The 17114-nt window shown below is 64.7% G+C and carries 11 protein-coding genes; 3 read left to right on the top strand and 8 right to left on the bottom strand.

What is annotated here, in order from left to right; translation table 11 throughout:
- Positions 1-90: 90 nt before the first annotated feature.
- Together L1F06_RS02355 and L1F06_RS02350 are read left to right on the top strand one after the other, a co-directional pair.
- Complete coding sequence (locus tag L1F06_RS02355; protein ID WP_096827600.1) at positions 91-816, top strand: 16S rRNA (uracil(1498)-N(3))-methyltransferase; 726 nt, start codon at positions 91-93, stop codon at positions 814-816.
- A 207-nt stretch (positions 817-1023) separates the two neighbouring features.
- Complete coding sequence (locus L1F06_RS02350) at positions 1024-2505, top strand: alanine/glycine:cation symporter family protein (protein WP_096827601.1); 1482 nt, start codon at positions 1024-1026, stop codon at positions 2503-2505.
- A gap of 70 nt (positions 2506-2575) precedes the next feature.
- Here the strand turns inward: L1F06_RS02350 and L1F06_RS02345 are convergent, their stop codons facing one another.
- The 8 genes from L1F06_RS02345 to pilG form a co-directional block, all read right to left on the bottom strand.
- Positions 2576-3046: a chemotaxis protein CheW gene (locus tag L1F06_RS02345; protein WP_004373117.1), complete on the bottom strand. Its 471-nt coding sequence runs from the start codon at positions 3044-3046 to the stop codon at positions 2576-2578.
- 28 nt (positions 3047-3074) lie between these two features.
- Complete coding sequence (locus tag L1F06_RS02340; protein WP_129481943.1) at positions 3075-4094, bottom strand: chemotaxis protein CheB; 1020 nt, start codon at positions 4092-4094, stop codon at positions 3075-3077.
- Positions 4091-11449: an Hpt domain-containing protein gene (locus L1F06_RS02335; protein ID WP_129481944.1), complete on the bottom strand. Its 7359-nt coding sequence runs from the start codon at positions 11447-11449 to the stop codon at positions 4091-4093. The genes L1F06_RS02340 and L1F06_RS02335 overlap by 4 nt, the downstream gene beginning before the upstream one ends.
- A gap of 25 nt (positions 11450-11474) precedes the next feature.
- The gene (locus L1F06_RS02330; protein ID WP_129482042.1) at positions 11475-12335 is read right to left on the bottom strand and encodes a CheR family methyltransferase; all 861 of its coding nucleotides are present in this window, start codon (positions 12333-12335) and stop codon (positions 11475-11477) included.
- Between the two features lie 60 nt (positions 12336-12395).
- Positions 12396-14432, bottom strand: coding sequence for a methyl-accepting chemotaxis protein (locus tag L1F06_RS02325; RefSeq protein ID WP_004373125.1), 2037 nt, complete (start codon positions 14430-14432; stop codon positions 12396-12398).
- An 84-nt stretch (positions 14433-14516) separates the two neighbouring features.
- Positions 14517-15050, bottom strand: a complete 534-nt coding sequence (locus tag L1F06_RS02320; RefSeq protein WP_004373128.1) for a chemotaxis protein CheW — start codon at positions 15048-15050, stop codon at positions 14517-14519.
- A 45-nt stretch (positions 15051-15095) separates the two neighbouring features.
- Positions 15096-15461, bottom strand: a complete 366-nt coding sequence (gene pilH / locus L1F06_RS02315) for a twitching motility response regulator PilH (RefSeq protein WP_004373130.1) — start codon at positions 15459-15461, stop codon at positions 15096-15098.
- 46 nt (positions 15462-15507) lie between these two features.
- Positions 15508-15915, bottom strand: a complete 408-nt coding sequence (pilG, locus tag L1F06_RS02310; protein ID WP_004373132.1) for a twitching motility response regulator PilG — start codon at positions 15913-15915, stop codon at positions 15508-15510.
- A gap of 242 nt (positions 15916-16157) precedes the next feature.
- Between pilG and gshB the strand changes: the two genes are divergently transcribed.
- Positions 16158-17114 carry a glutathione synthase gene (gene gshB, locus L1F06_RS02305; RefSeq protein WP_129481945.1) on the top strand — a complete coding sequence of 319 codons (957 nt, stop codon included), beginning with the start codon at positions 16158-16160 and terminating at the stop codon, positions 17112-17114.

Here is a 17114-nt window from a genome sequence, read left to right as displayed (position 1 = left end):
ACGAAGAAGCGGCGCCATCGCAGTAGGGTGCGCCGCGCGCACCACCCCTTTACACTTGCCGCTTCGAACTTGCCGCCTGCAGCCCTCCCTATGCGCCTTTCCCGTTTCTTCATCGACGCCCCGCTCTCTCTCGGCCAGCATGAGCTGCCCGAAGCCCAGGCCCACTACATCGGCCGCGTGCTGCGACACGCCGCGGGCGACGCGGTGCAGCTGTTCGACGGCAGCGGCCGCGAGTTTCTCGGCGAGCTGATCGAAGTGGGCAAGAAGACGGTACGCGTGGAGCTGCGTGAAGCGCTCGACGGCCTGGCCGAATCGCCGCTACGCATTCACCTGGGCCAGGGCCTGTCACGCGGCGAGCGCATGGACTGGGCGATCCAGAAGGCCACCGAGCTGGGCGCCAGCGAGATCACCCCGATCGTCAGCGAGCGCTGCGAGGTGCGTTTGAAGGACGAGCGCGCCGACAAGCGCCTGGCCCACTGGCGCCAGGTGGCGATCAGCGCCTGCGAGCAATGCGGTCGCTCGGTGCTGCCAGTCATTCACCCGCCGCTGGAACTGTCCGCCTGGCTGCAGCAGATCGAAGCCGACCTGAAGCTGGTGCTGCACCCGGTCGCCGAAGCCCTGCAGAGCCACGACAAACCGAACAGCCTGGCCTTTCTGATCGGTCCGGAGGGCGGCCTGAACGAGGGTGAAGTCGCTCAGGCGAAGCTGGCCGGCTTTCATGCGGCCCGCCTGGGCCCCCGCGTGTTGCGCACGGAAACGGCTCCCGTGGTCGCCCTGAGCGTCGCCCAGCAGCTGTGGGGCGATCTTCAGGCGTAAAATGTCGCCTTGACGTAACAAAATGTGACCTCAAGAGATTGCAAGACGGGCAGTCTTTGTCATGCTCTGCGCGCCGCGTGCGCGACCCGCTCTACCAGCAACCCGCGTCCGGCCGAGGCCGGCGCCCCGCTGCGTCGTTCTCTTCCAATAACAAATCAACGGGCTTCGGTCCCGCCCAAAAGGCGGCCGTGTGCCCAGGAGCATTGCATGAACGAACTGGTCTCGACCCTAAACGGTCTGGTCTGGAGCCCGGCGCTGATCTACCTCTGTCTCGGCGTCGGTCTTTACTTCTCTGTGCGCGGCCGCTTTCTCCAGGTTCGCCACTTCAAAGAAATGATTCGCCTGATGTTCAAAGGGCGTACCGATGAACACGGCATCACCTCCTTCCAGGCCCTGACCATGACCCTCGCCGGTCGCGTCGGTACCGGCAACATCGCCGGTGTGGCCACCGCCATCACCTTCGGTGGCCCGGGCGCCGTGTTCTGGATGTGGATGGTGGCCTTCCTCGGCGCCAGCTCGGCCTTCGTCGAGTCCACCCTCGGTCAGGTCTACAAGGAAAAGCTCAACGGTGAATACCGCGGCGGTCCGGCCTTCTACATCGAGAAGGGCCTGGGTCTGAAGTGGTACGCCTGGCTGTTCGCCGTGGTCACCGTGTTCGCCTGCGGCCTGCTGCTGCCGGGCGTACAGGCCAACTCCATCGCCTCCAGCGTCAACACCGCCTTCGGTATCGACCCGAACGTGACGGCCGCCGTACTGGCCGTACTGATCGGTCTGATCATCTTCGGTGGCGTCAAGCGTATCGCGCATTTCACCCAGGTAGTGGTGCCGTTCATGGCGCTGGGCTACATCATGGTGGCGCTGGTGATCATCCTGCTGAACATCGAGAAGCTGCCGGAAGTCGTGCTGCTGATCGTCAAGAGCGCCTTCGGCCTCGAGGCCGGTTTCGGCGCCATCGTCGGCATGGCCATCCAGTGGGGCGTCAAGCGTGGCGTGTACTCCAACGAAGCAGGTCAGGGTACCGGCCCGCACGCGTCGTCCGCTGCCGCCGTCAGCCACCCGGCCAAGCAGGGCCTGGTACAGGGCTTCTCGGTGTACATCGACACCCTGTTCGTCTGCTCTGCCACCGCCTTCATGCTGCTGATCACCGGTCAGTACAACGTGCAGGCGCCTGACGGCAGCGCGATGTTCACCGGTATCGCCGGTGTCGCCGCAGGCCCGGGCTACGTGCAGACCGCGATGGAGAACATGATGCCCGGCTTCGGCAACGCCTTCGTCGCCATCGCCCTGTTCTTCTTCGCCTTCACCACCATCCTGGCGTACTACTACATCGCCGAGACCAACATTGCCTACATCAACCGCAAGGTGAAGCGCCCCATTCTCACCCTGCTGCTGAAGTTCGGCATCATCGCGGCTACCGTCTACGGCACCGTGCACACTGCCACCTTCGCCTGGGACCTGGGTGACCTCGGCGTGGGCCTGATGGCCTGGCTGAACATCATCGCCATCGTGCTGATGCACAAGGTCGCCTACAAGTGCCTGAAGGACTACGAGCAGCAGCAGGACGAGGGCAAGGACCCGGTCTTCCACCCGGAGAAGCTCGGCATCAAGAATGCCGACTACTGGGGCGGCCACACCTCCGAGGACAATCTGGAAGTCGAGAAGCTCTCAGGTGAAACCTCGCAGCGTTGATACCCCATCGCTGACATGAAAAAGCCCCGGCCAATGCCGGGGCTTTTTTATTCTCCTGTCGAAAGCGGGCTCAGATCAGGCCGGCATCGGCGAGCAGTTGTTCCAGCCCGGCCAGATCGGGGATGCGCACCACTTCGTCGCCGACACGTGCCGCGCCCAGCTCCAGCGGCGCCAGCTCGACGTCGGCGGCGGGCAGATCGCTGGCCACCTTGAACGAACGCGGAATGCCCTGCACCAGCAAGGCGAGGAACTTGACCTTGGGCCGTCCGCCCAGGGCGTTGATCACCGCCACCCGCGCGCCGCTGGCGATCTGCGCCTGGCCGCCGCTGGCGGCCTCGAACGAGAGCAGCGGCAGACGCAGGTCACGCCAGGCGATCTGACCGAGAAACCAGTCAGGCGCGCCATCGCTGGTCTGCGGCGCGCGGTAGGGGATCAGCTCGGCCACCGCCACGTTGGGCAGCAGCAGGGTGCGGTCGGCCAGGGGAACCAGCAAGCCGGTCAGGCTGGCAGCGCTGTTCTGGGTAGCGACGGTTTGACTCATGAAAACGTCCTAGGCGGGCAGGGCCCGATCAACTGCAATGTTCGGCCAGGTGATTGACCAGAGCCACGGCCAGCTCGCGCGGATCGGCACTGAAACTGCTGTAACCACCCTCGCGCAGGCTGTCGGGCATGCTCGGGCAGGCGCAGCTGTCGCCGCGCTGGGTCCAGATGATCCCGCCCTGGCGCTTGACGTAGGCCGCGGCCGCGCTGCCGTCGCTGCCCATGCCGCTGAAGGCGATGACCCCGCACTGGGCGCCGAACTGCTGCGCCAGGTTGAGCATCATCTGGTCGATGGAAGGACTGTAGGGCTCGGGCCAGCCGCGCTCGCTGATCTGCATCGCGCAGTCGTCGGCAAAGCCCATCTCATGGGCGATCGGCACCACCACCACCTCGCCGCAACGCACCGGATCGCCGTGGCGCGCGGTATTGACGTGCCACTGGCTGTGCCGGCCCACGGCCTGCGGCAGCGCCGCCTCGAAACTGGCATCGATATGCTGGGCATAGAGGAAGCCGATCGGCAGCCCGCCCGGCAGCGCATCGAGGAATGCCTTGACCGCCGCCGGACCGCCCAGCGAGGCGGCCAGCAGCCAGACCTGGCGCGCCGGCTCACCCGCCTTGAAAGGCGTGTCGGCCAATGCCTGCGGCAACTCCAAACGCGCCGGACGTTGCGTCTCGTCGAGCAGCGCCTGCAGGCTCGGGCCGACCGCCTGGGTCGGGTCACCGACCAGGCGCTTGAGCTTGCCGAACAGGCTGCGCTCCCAGCGCGGATAGTTTTCCGAATGACGCTCCGGCGCGTGGCCTTCGCCGAACAGCACCGGGGCGCTGGCGCGCTCCAGCAGGCTGTCGACCAGCGGCGAGTCTTCCGACTGGGCCAGGTCCACCAGCCACAGGTCGGTGTCGCAGGCCGCCAGCGCGTCCTCGTCGAGGCGCGCCGGGTCACTGTTGAGCACCACCTGGTAACCGCCACCGGCCAATGCCTGCTGCAGCACATGGCGCTGCAGCGAGGTGTCGGCGATTACGGCGATACGTGCCGCGGATTTGTCTGTCATGTCCGTTTGCCCCGCTGACTATCGACCAACTGCGCGATGGTTTCGAGCAGCAAGGATTCCTGATAGGGCTTGCCGAGGTACTGGTTGACGCCGATGGTCATGGCCCGCTCACGGTGCTTCTCACCGGTACGCGAGGTGATCATGATGATCGGCAGATCCTTGAGGCGCTCGTCGTGGCGCACCAGGGTGGCCACCTCGAAGCCGTCCATGCGCGGCATCTCGATATCCAGCAGCATGATGTCGGGCTTGTGCTCCTGCAGCTGGGCGATGGCATCCACCCCGTCCTTGGCAGTCATCACGTTCATGCCGTTACGCTCGAGCAGACGACTGGTGACTTTGCGCACGGTGACCGAATCGTCCACCACCATGACCAGCGGCGGCCGGTCGACCTCGACTTCCTCGCTGATCGCCAGCTGGCGCGAAGCCAGGCGCGGGGTCAGCTGGTTCTGCAGGTGCGCATGCAGCACGCGGATGGTCGCCAGCAGGTCGAGAATCACCACCACGCGGCCGTCACCGAGGATGGTCGCACCGGAAATGCCGTGCACCCCGGCGAACTGCGGACCGAGGCTCTTCACCACGATTTCGCGCGAGCCGGCCAGGCTGTCCACCTGGACCGCCACCGCGTGCTCGCTGGAACGCACCAGAATCACCGGCAGCGGCAGGCTCTGCCCCACCAGCTTGGGCTGCTGACCGTTGTTCAGCAGGTCGCCCAGGTACTTCAGTTCGTAGGCCTGCCCGGCATACTCGAAACGCGGCGCATCCGGCGCGTAGTAGGCCTCCAGCTCGTACGGAGACACGCGCACGATACCTTCGATGGTGTTCAGCGGGATGGCGTACAGATCCTCACCGGAGTAGACCATCAGCGCGCGGTTGACCGACACGGTGAACGGCAGGCGAATGGTGAAGCGGGTGCCCTGGCCGACCGTCGAGTCGATGCTCATCGAGCCGCCGAGCTGCTTGACCTCCGAATGCACCACGTCCATGCCGACGCCGCGCCCGGAAATCTGCGTGACCTTCTCGGCGGTGGAGAACCCAGCCTCGAGAATGAACTGCAGCACCTCGTGATCGCTCAGGTCGCTGTCGGCATCCATCAGGCCACGTTCGATGGCCTTGCGCCGCACGGCCTCCAGGCGGATACCGCCGCCGTCGTCGACCAGGGTGAGAACGATGTCGCCGCCCTCGCGGCCGAGATCGAGGCGGATGGTGCCGCTATCGGGCTTGCCGGCCGCGCGACGCACCTCGGTCGGCTCGATGCCATGGTCGACGGCGTTACGCAGCATGTGTTCCAGCGGCGCGACGATGCGCTCGAGCACGGTACGGTCCATCTCGCCTTCGGCGTTGCCGACGACGAACTCGACCTGCTTGCCCAGCTCGCCGGCCACCTGCCGCACGATGCGACGCAGACGCGGCACCAGGCGGTCGAACGGCACCATGCGGGTGCGCATCAGGCCTTCCTGCAGCTCGGTGTTGACCCGCGCCTGTTGCAGCAGCAGGGTCTCGGCATCGCGGTTCTTCGCCGCCAGGGTTTCCTTCAGGTCGAGCAAGTCGGAAGCCGATTCGAACAGCGCGCGCGACAGCTGCTGCAGTTGCGAATGGCGGTCCATTTCCAGCGGGTCGAAGTCCTCATAGCCGGCGCGCTCGGCCTCGGCCTGATAGCGGCTGAGGATCTGCGCCTGGGTCTCGGTATCGAGGCGGCGCAGCTGATCGCGCACCCGGTCGATGGTGGCTTCCATCTCGCTCAGGGTGAAGCTGACGTCGCTGACCTGCTGTTCGACGCGGCCCCGGAAGATCGAGGTTTCACCCGCCAGGTTGACCAGGCCTTCGAGCAGCTCGGCCGGAACCTTGACCAGCTCCTGCGGAGCACGACGGGACGCGGCCTCGGCAGCCGCCTCTTCGGCGCGCCGTACGAACGGCAACACCTTGGGCGACTGTACCTGGGCAGGCTGTTCGCTGGCCGCGATGATCGGGTTGACCAATGTCGGCATCGTTGCCGGCTGCGGCTCGACGGGCAGCTCAGGCGCTGGCGCCGCTTCGTTGAGGCTGGTGCTCAGACGCTGACGCAGCTGATCGAGCTCCTTCTGCAGGCCCTCGAAGCCGGACTGCACGTCGAGGAACAGGCTTTCCGGCCAGGGAGCGCCCTGTTGCAGCGCTTCGCTCAGGTGCTGCTCCAGGTCATGGCTCATGTCGCCCAGGCGCTTCTGCCCGGCCAGTCGCGCCCCGCCCTTGAGGGTGTGCAGGATGCGCAGCATTTCATCGACCGCCGCGCTATCGTCGCGCTGAGCTTCCCAGCGGCCCATGGCGGCTTCCATCGCCTCGAGCAGGTCGTCGCCCTCCTCGAGGAAGATATCGAGGATATCGCTGTCGGCCTCTTCCGCGTCGTCGCTCTCGACCACGGCCTTCAGCTGCACGGCCGAAGGCATGCTCAGTTGCTCGTCGGGGTTGGCGCGGAAACGCTTGATGGTCTCGATCAGCGCATCGCCGGAGGGCACCGCGCGCTGGCCGCGCACGGCATCGAGCATCTCAGCCAGGCGGTCGTGGCAGGTCTGCAGCAGGGCGAACAGCTCGGGGCTGGCGCGCAGGCGACCGCCGCAGAGGCCTTCGTAGAGGAACTCCAGTTCGTGCGCCAGATCACCGATCTCGCGAATCTCGGCCATGCGCGCACCACCCTTGAGGGTGTGCAGGTCACGCTGCAGGGCTTCCAGCTCCAGGCTGTTGTCGACGTCGGCCATCCAGCGCTGCAGGGCACCGCCGGCGCTGTCGATGATGTCGAAACCTTCCTCGAGGAAGATCTCCACCAGCTCCGGGTCGCGCTCCTCGTGCCAGCTGGCCGGCGCCGCAGGCTCGGGCTCGGGCTCGGGTTCGGGTTCGGGTTCGGGTTCGGGTTCGGGTTCGGGTTCGGGTTCGGGTTCGGGTTCGACGGAAGCGTCCTCCAGCGCTGGCAGTTCTTCCACCACCCATGCGTCAAGCGGCAGCTCCGCAACAGGCTCGGCTGGCGTCGGCTCGTCGTCGAGCGGCACCTCGGCAATCTCGTCGAGTACGTCTTCATCCTCGACCAGAGCCAGAGGTGGCAGCTCTTCTACTTCGAACTCGTCCAGCTCGACAACCGCCGGCGCCGCTGGCGCTTCGTGAACAGGCTCGACCACGGCGGCCGAACCGCCCTGACGGAACGTGCGGATCTGTTGAATCAGGTCATCACCGGAAACCAGTGGCTGACGCGCCTGCAACTGATCGAGCATCTGCGCCAGGCGGTCATGGCTACGCTGCAGCAGGTCACCCAGCGCAGCAGAATAGTTGTAACGACGGTCGACCAGCCCTTCGTAAAGCGACTCCAGCTCGTGCCCGAGATCGCCGATCGGACGAATCGCCGCCATCCGCGCACCGCCCTTGAGGGTGTGCAGGTCGCGCTGCAGCGACGACAGCGGCAAGGTGTTGTCGGGCTCGCCTAGCCAGCGCTCCAGGGCCTGGCCGGCGCTCTCGAGGATATCCACCGCCTCTTCGAGGAAGATTTCCACCATTTCCTCATCGAGGTCGGACTCGACGGGATCGAAACCCGCTTCCAGCTCGGGCTCGGGCTCGGGCTCGGCAATGCTGTCCTGCGCCTGCTCGAACGAGACAAGCTCCAGCGTCGGCTCCTGCGCCTCCGGCATCGCCTCGCTGTGCTCCAGCGCGGCGGTGGCCTGGTCCAGCTCGATGACCTCGAAGCCTTCCGAGCCAGGGGCAAGCAACGCCAGGGTCGCCGGGTCGATGGCTTCGGCAAGCAGGTCGCGCAGCGCCTGAACGCGCTCGGGCTGGGCGCTGACCTGCAGCGCGGCAGCGACCTGATCCATCATGCCGATCAGCGCTTCATGGGCCTTTTCCGCCTCGTCGAAGAAGCGCTCGCTGACCGCCAGACTGCCCTCTTCGACGGCGCCGTAGAGGTCCAGCAGAGCCTCGCACAGCTCGTCGATCTGCGGCAGCTCGGCCATCTCGGCGCCACGGCCGAGGGTAGTCAGTTCCTCCAGCAGCGCGGACAGTTCCTGGCGCTCGGACGGATGCTCGCGCCATTTGCGCAGCAGGTCCTCGGCGTCCAGCAGGATATCCATGCCTTCGGCGAGGAAGATGCTGATCAGTTGCGGGTCACGGCTTTCGCCGTGCTGCGCCATGCGCTCGTCTTCGAGGTTGGCGAGCCGCTCCTGATGCAGCGCTTGGACGCGGGCGAGAAACTCGCTGGCGCCGGGGATGGCAGCCAATGGCTGGCTTTCCAGATTCTCCAGACCGGCGCGGAACAGCCGCTCGGCGCTGCTGAGCAGCTCGGCAGCGGACAGGTCCACCTGAATCAGGTTGGTCTTGAACTCCTTGACCAGCTTCTCCAGCGGCGCGGCAATTTCCGCCACCGGCAGGATGCCGGCCATGTAAGCGCTGCCCTTGAGCGTATGCAGGGCGCGCTGCAGGTCATCGGTCACCGGTTGCGGCAATTCCTGCGCGCAGTCGGCGAGAAAGCCCACCAGGGTGTCCAGATGGGTTTCCGCTTCGTTGCGGAAGATCTCCAGCAACTGCGGGTCGAGGGGCTCACCCTCGAGGGATTCGCCATCGAGGGTCTCACCCCCGTGAAGCCCGACGTCGGTGAGTTCGTCGACGAGGCTTTCGCCCTCCTCGACGGCAGCGGTAGCCTCGGCAACGCCCGCGGGCTCGGCTACCTGCTCGGCGGCCGGGGCGTCAGATTTTGGGGGCGTCAGGCCCTTGGCCAAGGCATGCGCGGTGGCGGCCAACAGGTCGACGTCGTCGCGCTGGCGCTGCGCCTTGGCGGCGAACTCTTCGACCAGCGCCGGCATCAACGCCACCACGTCGAGCACCACCTGCTGCACCGGCTCGCTTGCAGCGATGCTGCGATCCAGCACGCGATTGAGCAGGTTCTCGATGGACCAGGCCAGCTCGCCGATGATCAGCGCACGCACCATGCGCCCGCTGCCCTTGAGGGTGTGGAAGGCGCGACGGACTTCGATCAGCGCATCCTTGTTGTCGGTATCGGCCTGCCACTGCGGCAGGTATTCGGCGATGGTTTCCAGCACCTCGCCAACTTCTTCGATAAAGACTTCCAGCAGCTCTTCATCCACCGGCTCTTCGTCCGCCGGCGGCGGCAGCAGGCTCGGCGGCACATCGGCGGCAGGCGGGTTGATCGCCTGCACCGGCGCGGCCATCACATCGGCCATCGACAGCGGCTTCTCTGCGGCCGGCGCCTCGACCTCGGGCTCGGGGGCGCTGGGCAGTTCGACTTCCGGCAATTCCAGCTCCGCCAGCTCAAGCTCGTCCCACTGTGGCGTTGCAGCCAGCTGATCCAGGCTCAGTTCTTCGAGTTCCAGCGCAGGCTCGGACTCGGCATCGAGCAAGGGCGCGGCAACGCTCTCCTCAGCCTGCAGCGCCGGCAGCTCCTCGAGCTCTTCCAGCTCGAAGGTGAAGGTATCGGCCGTCTCGCTGGCGGCCGGCAGTTCGGGCTCGGCATCGGGCAGTGCGAGATCGGCAACGGCTTCGCCGGACGTCTCGCCCGGCTCAAAGGCCAGCGGCTCGATCTCGGCGAGGGGCTCTTCGAGATGCTCGTCCTCGGCACTCAGCAGCTCGATCTCCTGTAGCGGGTCGGCCAGCGGTGCCAGGGGTTCTGCCTGCGGTTCGACGCGGTCGAGGATCGAAGGCTTCTCCTTGAGCGGGTAACCCAGGGCCTCCAGGCTCTCCTCGGCCACGTCGAGAATCAGATCGCCCTGGGTGCCATGGTCTTCGGCCAGACGCTCGAGGTAGTACTCGACGCTGGTGATGGCATCGGCCAGGGTGTCCAGGCTCTGCCAGTTGGGCACGGCCTTGCGCGCCAGCAGCTGTTCCTGGATATAGCGGTTGCAGGCGTTGAGCAGGTCGGCAGCGCGCTGCAGCGGAATCATCGCCAGGCCGCCACGGACCTGAGTCAGCAGCTCGGGTACGCGCGCCAGGTGCTCGTGGTTCCACTGCGAGGCAATGAACTCGATGATCGCGTCCTTGGCCTGCTCCAGGCCATTGCGCGCTTCCTTGATCACCAGCTGGTGGATCTGCGCCACGTCGGTGGTCGGCAGGTGGCTCTGTTCGTTCTGGCTGTCGTCGCTCGGACCGACCATACCGGCCAGGGTCGCCTCGACGTAGAGCAGCGCACCGGCGACGTCCATCAGCACCGCGTCGTTGGGCTCGCGCTGACCCAGGGACAGGCTGTGGACCACGTCGATCTGATCGAGGATGACCTTGCGCGGCTGACCGAAGCCCAGCACCGCCAGGGTATCGGCGATCTGCTTGAGCGGCGCCAGCAGGGCGTCCAGCTCGCCGGGTTGGCTGCGATCGCTGCGCACGAACAGGTCCAGGCTGTCCTTGACCCGTACCAGCTCCTCGCACAGCGCGGCGACCACCGAGCGCATGGCGTCGCGGTCGGGGCCGGCCAGACGGGCACGCTCTTCGTCCACCACTTCGGTGTCCGGCAGCGCTTCGTCGAGACGGTACTGTTCCTTGAGGGCGCGGATACGCGGCGACTGCGCCGGCGCCTTGGCCACGTAGAACAGCAGGTTCTTGGTCAGTTCATCCGGCGCAGACTGGTTGATGCCATCGGCGCCCTGTTCGACCAGGCGCTTGAGTTCCTTGTCGACCTGACGCAGCAGGGTGCGCACGGAGGTGCCGTTGACCACGCTGCCGTTGGCCAGGCCTTCGACCATACCGGAGGCGATCTGCCACAGGCTGCCCAGCGGAGCGTCCTTGCACAGGGTTTCCAGGCGTGCGAAAACACGCGCCATGTAGCCGAGGTTGGTGGCCAGATCCTGATTGCGGATCACGCCGACCAGTGCCATCTGCAGCATCTGCCGCAGCTTGCGCAGCAGCACCGGCAATTCGGCGGTGCGCAGGCGCGCCAGGCTGTCCGAGGGCAGCGCGGGCAGGCGCGCGGACATGTCCGGGGAGAACAGGCTGGTTTCCGACAGCAGCTTCTCGCCGCGGGCGGCGCGCAGGTCGTTGAGCAGCGGCAACACCACCATGGGCAGGTCGCGGCGGGCGGTCTGGATGCGGTCGAGGTACACCGGCAACTGCAGGATGGCCTGCATCAGCACTTCCAGGGCTTCGCCCTGGTTGGCCACGCGACCTTCCATCAACGCCTTGGCCAGTTGCTCCATTTCCTCGGCGAGCAATGCGGCGCCGTAGAACTCGACCATCTGCAAGGTGCCGTGAACCTGGTGCACGTAGGTCAGGCAGAAACGCATGCGCGTGGGGTCCTGCGGGTTCTCGACGAACGCCTCCAGGGCCTGCCGCGCCTGCTTCAGGGTTTCCCCTATCTCGCCTTTGACCCACTCCAGGGCGACATAATCATGCCGATCACCCATAGCCACTCCACTCATAAACTTGGCCTTATCCCTTGCGGGTAAACGCCAGAACTCGCTCGTCGGCCACCGGCACCAACTGCGGGTGCTGCCAACCGGCTACTTCGCCCACGCCCACGACCAGCAGGCCACCCGGCGCCAGGCTCTCGGCCAGGCGGTTGAGGATGTCGCGGCGACGCCAGCGGCGGAAATAGATCAGCAAGTTCTGACAGAAAATCACATCCATGCCGGACATTGGCGCCTTGGCCAGTTCCAGCACATTGAGCTTGGCGCAGCACACGCGCGCCGCCAGGCTCGGTACCACCTTGAAACGTCCATCGGCCTGGGCGAAAAAGTAGCGCTCGCGCAGCTCACTGCTCACCTGCTCCAGACGCCGTGCCGAGTAGCAGCCCTCGCGGGCCTTGCTCAGTGCGCCCTGACTGATATCGGTACCGGTCACCGCGAAATGCTCGGGCGACTCGGTGCCTTGCAGAGCCTCGGCGGCCAGAATCGCCAACGAGTAAGGTTCTTCACCACTGGAGCAACCCACGCTCCACAGTTCCCAGGGTTTATCCAGACCAGTCGCCAACCGTTCCTGCAGATACTGCGACAGCACTTCGAAGGACGGCGGATGGCGGAAGAAGCGGGTTTCCTGTACGGTCAGACGGTCCAGCAGGGTCGACCACTCCACCGCGCCACGCGGGCCATCGGTTACCTGGCGGTAGTAGCTGGCGTAATCCGCCACGCCCAGTTCGCGCATGCGCGCGGTCAGGTTGGTCTGCAGGAAGGCGCGCCGCTGCTCGCTGATCACCACGCCGGTGCGCGCCTCGAGCAGCGCCTGCCAGTCGTGGAAATCGGCCTGCGACATATCGGTCACCGGGCGCAAAGCCCACACGCCCGCTGACTGCATACCTTCGCCCTGGGTCATGGCTGTGTTGCGCTGACTGCCGGCAGCCAGCGCACTCCTTTATCAGGCGTCCGGGAGGGTAAAGCCGGACACCGACTTGCGCATCTCACTGGCCATCTTGGCCAGGTTACCAATGCTCTTGGCGGTGGCGGTGGTACCCGAGGACGTCTGCGAGGTGATTTCCTGGATTACATTCATGGTGTTGGAAATATGGCCGGCCGAAGAGGCCTGCTGACGTGCGGCGTTGGAAATGTTCTGGATGAGGGCCGCGAGGGTCTTCGATACCTTCTCGATCTCTTCCAGTGCCACACCGGCGTCCTGCGCCAGGCGGGCACCGCGCACCACTTCGGAAGTCGTCTGCTCCATGGAGATAACGGCTTCGTTGGTGTCGGTTTGAATGGTCTTTACCAGCGCCTCGATCTGCTTGGTCGCCGCCGAGGAACGTTCCGCGAGGCGTTGTACTTCGTCCGCTACCACGGCGAAGCCGCGGCCCGCATCACCGGCCATGGACGCCTGGATCGCGGCGTTCAGTGCGAGGATGTTGGTCTGGTCGGCAATGTCGTTAATCAGGCTAACGATGTCACCGATCTCCTGGGACGATTCACCGAGGCGTTTGATCCGCTTCGAGGTGTCCTGAATCTGCTCACGGATGTTGTCCATGCCGGTGATGGTGTTGTGTACGACTTCGTTGCCCTTGTTGGCGATCGCTACGGAACGTTCCGCTACCGCGGAAGATTCCGAGGCGTTCGCCGATACCTGGTCAATCGACACGGCCATTTCGTTGATCGCCGCGGAGGCACCGGCAATTTCCTGCGCCTGGTGCTCGGAAGCCTCGGCCAGGTGCATCGCCGTGGCCTGGGTTTCCTGGGCCGCACCGGCTACCTGAACGGCGGTCAGGTTGATGGTGGCCACCAGGTCGCGCAGCTGGTCGATGGAGTAGTTGATGGAGTCGGCGATGGCACCGGTGAAGTCTTCGGTTACCGTCGCGGCCACGGTCAGGTCACCGTCGGCGAGGTCGGCGATTTCGTCGAGCAGACGCAGAATCGCCGCCTGGTTACGTTCGTTCTTCTCGGCGGTTTCGGCCAGACGACGGTTGGTCTCACGCACCATCACCAGACCGATGAGAATGATCGAGCCCAGCGCCAGGGCGCCCAGCAGGTAGCCGAACAGGGTATTGAGGGCACGCCCCGAGGCCAGGTCGTCAAAACCGGTAGCCAGTTGCGAGGCCTTGTCCAGCAGGGTCTGCGACACGGTAAAGATCGCGTTCGCCGATTCACGCACCTGGAACAGTTCCGGCGAGGTTTCGAGAATCTCGTCCACCGAACCGGATACGAATTCGAACAGCTCGGAAATCTCCGCCAGACGCTCGAGGGCTTCCTCGTCGGTCACCTGGCTGATTTCCATCGCCGCATTGCCTTCGAGCATGGCGGCCAGTACGCGGCCGAACAGGCTGGCGTCGCGACCGAACATGTCGGCGGCCTGGACCGAGTCTTCGTCACCGGCCAGTACCTTGTTCACCGAGCCGAGAATACGTTCGGCCAGCAGCGACTGACGCTGGGCCACGGAAACCTGGGCTGCCGGTGCACCACTCTCCAGCAGGATGTCGACCACCTCTTCGTACTCGACCTGCAGCTGCGGAATGGTTTCCGCCAGGGTGGCGGCTACCTGGTGCAGAGACAGTACGGTCTGCTCACTGGCAAGAATGGCGTCGGTGTTCTGCCGCAGCGCATCCCAGTCCTGCTGCACCGCAGCCATCTGCGCCTGCACGGCTGCCGGCGCCGGCGGCAGGCCGGTGCTGGCATCGCCATCGGTCAGATAGCCCCAGCGCTGCTGGAAGTCGTTACGGGCTTCGCGCAACAGCCCGAAGGCCGCGGCGGTACCCGCTGCCGCTTCGGTGGCGTCCTTGGCGATACGCTGGGACAGTACGCGCAGCTCACCGGAGTGGCTGATGTACTCGGTATCGTAGCTGGACTGGGTGTTGATGTAGGCGAAGTTCGCGAACAACAACACGATGGAAACGATGAGCACGACGAACAGCGCTGCAATCAGCGTACTGCTGCGCGCCCCCGCCAACAAATTGCCTGCATTGAGTTTTTTCATTATCTGGCCCCCGCCTGGACCGACCGCACTACGGTTCCCATGTAACGCCAAAGGGTCGGCAGAACCGACCCAACCGAAAATCTGTTAGTAAGCCACATCGAGAAAGCCCGGATCGGTAGCCAGCGCACGAGGGCTGAACACCAACCAGGGCTGTTCCCGCTGAAAGACACCGTGGATGAACGGCGCAATGCTCGCCTCGAGGGGCGGCAGTTGTTCTGAAAAGGCATCCACGGGGAAATGCTGCATACCGAAAACCTCGTCGACCGTGAGGCCGGCGAAGATTTCCTGGTGGTCGACCACCAGCACCCGCCGCAGCTTGCGCAGCGGCGACAGTTCATTGCCGAAGAACCCGCACAGGTCCATCACCGGCAACAGGCGGCCACGCACGTTGGCCACCCCCTTGACCCAGCTTTTCACACCCGGCAGCAGGGTGTAACGCGGCTCGTGCAGGACTTCGCCCACCTCCCCCATGGGAGCGACGAACAGTCGCTCGCCCATGCGAAAACCGATACCGCTCCAGGTCTGCACCGCCGCCTGTTGCGACGGCAAGCCGGCCGCCAGGGCGCGACAACGCTGGTCGATCTCGAGGAGAATCTGGAAAGGAGTCTGCACGGACATGCCAGCCTTGGCCTTCTTTTTATTTAGTTAGCGGCCAGCACGGCATCAGCCGGCCAGCACAGCATTGAGGGTTTTCAGCAAGGTTTCTTCGTCGACCGGCTTGGTCAGGTAATCCTTGGCACCCTGGCGCTTGCCCCAGACCTTGTCGGTTTCCTGATCCTTGGTGGTGACGATGATCACCGGAATATGGCTGGTCTCGGCGTCCTTGGTCAGCTGACGGGTCGCCTGGAAGCCATTGAGGCCGGGCATGACGATATCCATCAGCACCGCATCGGGCTTTTCCTGGCGCGCCAGGGCCACGCCGTCGGCGCCGTTTTCCGCCTTGAGCACCTGATGACCATGCTTTTCCAGCATGGCGGTCAGCTTGTACATCTCGGTCGGGGAGTCATCAACAATCAGAATTCGAGCCATGGTGTTTCCCAATACAGAAGTGGCGTGCGGCCGTCAGGCCGGAACGTCAGGAGGCTTGTTCCACCGGGGTGAAGTCAGGCACGTGAGCCTTGATCGCACCGAGCAGCTCTTCCTTGCTGAAAGGCTTGGTCAGATATTGATCGGAGCCGACGATACGCCCCTTGGCCTTGTCGAACAGGCCGTCCTTGGAGGACAGCATGATCACTGGCGTGGACTTGAAAGCACTGTTGTTCTTGATCAGGGCACAGGTCTGATACCCATCGAGACGCGGCATCATGATGTCGACAAAGATGATGCTGGGGTGAGTGTCGGCAATCTTGGCCAGGGCATCGAAGCCATCGACCGCGGTGATGACGTCACAACCCACTTTTTTCAGCAGAGTTTCCGCGGTGCGACGAATCGTTTTCGAATCGTCGATCACCATAACTTTCAAACCGTCGGAATGCTGTTCCATGTTCGCCCTACCATCGCCTCGGTGAGTCGTTATATTCGCGTTATCAGTATGCCTGAGGCCCAGTCTTCGATGGGGCTTGACCCAATCGTCGGGCCTTTTTAGCACACTCTCCAGATGCAATCTATAAGCCTGCCAGAGCAGCTCCAGCCCTTGACCGAGGCCCCGGCCGGCGCCACCCTGACAGCTATCGTTCGGCACGGCCAGCCCGGCCTTCGCCCTCTATCTCGCGGAGTTCTACCCCCATGAGCCTTCGTCTCGGAATCGTCATGGATCCGATTGCCAGCATTTCCTTCAAGAAGGACAGCTCGCTGGCCATGTTGCTGGCCGCTCAAGCACGCGGCTGGTCGCTGTTCTACATGGAACAGCAGGATCTCTACCAGGCCCGCGGCGTGGCTCATGCCCGTATGCGCCCCGTGGAAGTGTTCAATGATCCTCAACGCTGGTTCGCCCTGGGCGCTGAGCAGGACACGCCGCTCGCCGAACTCGACGTGATCCTGATGCGCAAGGATCCGCCCTTCGATAACGAATTCGTCTACTCCACCTACCTGCTCGAGCAGGCTGAGCGCGACGGCGTACTGGTGGTCAATCGGCCGCAGAGTCTGCGCGACTGCAATGAAAAGTTGTTCGCCACCCAGTTTCCCCAATACACACCACCGACCCTGGTCAGTCGGCGTCCCGACATTCTGCGCCAGTTTGCCGATGAGCACCGTGACATCATTCTCAAACCCCTGGATGGCATGGGCGGATCGATGATATTTCGCCACCGCGATGGCGACCCGAACCTGTCGGTGATTCTCGAGGCCCTCACGCAACACGGCCGGCAACAGATCATGGCACAGGGTTACCTGCCCGCCATCAAGGATGGCGACAAACGTATCCTGATGATAGACGGCGAACCGGTGCCCTATTGCCTGGCACGCATCCCGGCCATGGGTGAAACGCGCGGCAACCTGGCCGCCGGCGGGCGCGGCGAGGCCCGCCCACTGACCGAACGCGATCGCGAGATCGCCGCCGGAGTCGGCCCGACTCTACGCGAAAAAGGGCTCATCTTCGTCGGCCTGGACGTGATCGGCGACCATCTGACGGAAATCAACGTCACCAGCCCGACCTGCATCCGCGAGATCGATACCGCCTTCAACACCCGCATCGGCGAACGCCTGATGGACTGCATTGCCAGCAAGCGCGGGCTAAAAGCTTGA

It is taken from the genome of Pseudomonas hydrolytica, from assembly GCF_021495345.1.
Taxonomy (GTDB): domain Bacteria; phylum Pseudomonadota; class Gammaproteobacteria; order Pseudomonadales; family Pseudomonadaceae; genus Aquipseudomonas; species Aquipseudomonas hydrolytica.
The sequence above is the reverse complement of the archived record's forward strand: the minus strand, read 5'-3'. Positions and strand labels throughout refer to the sequence as shown.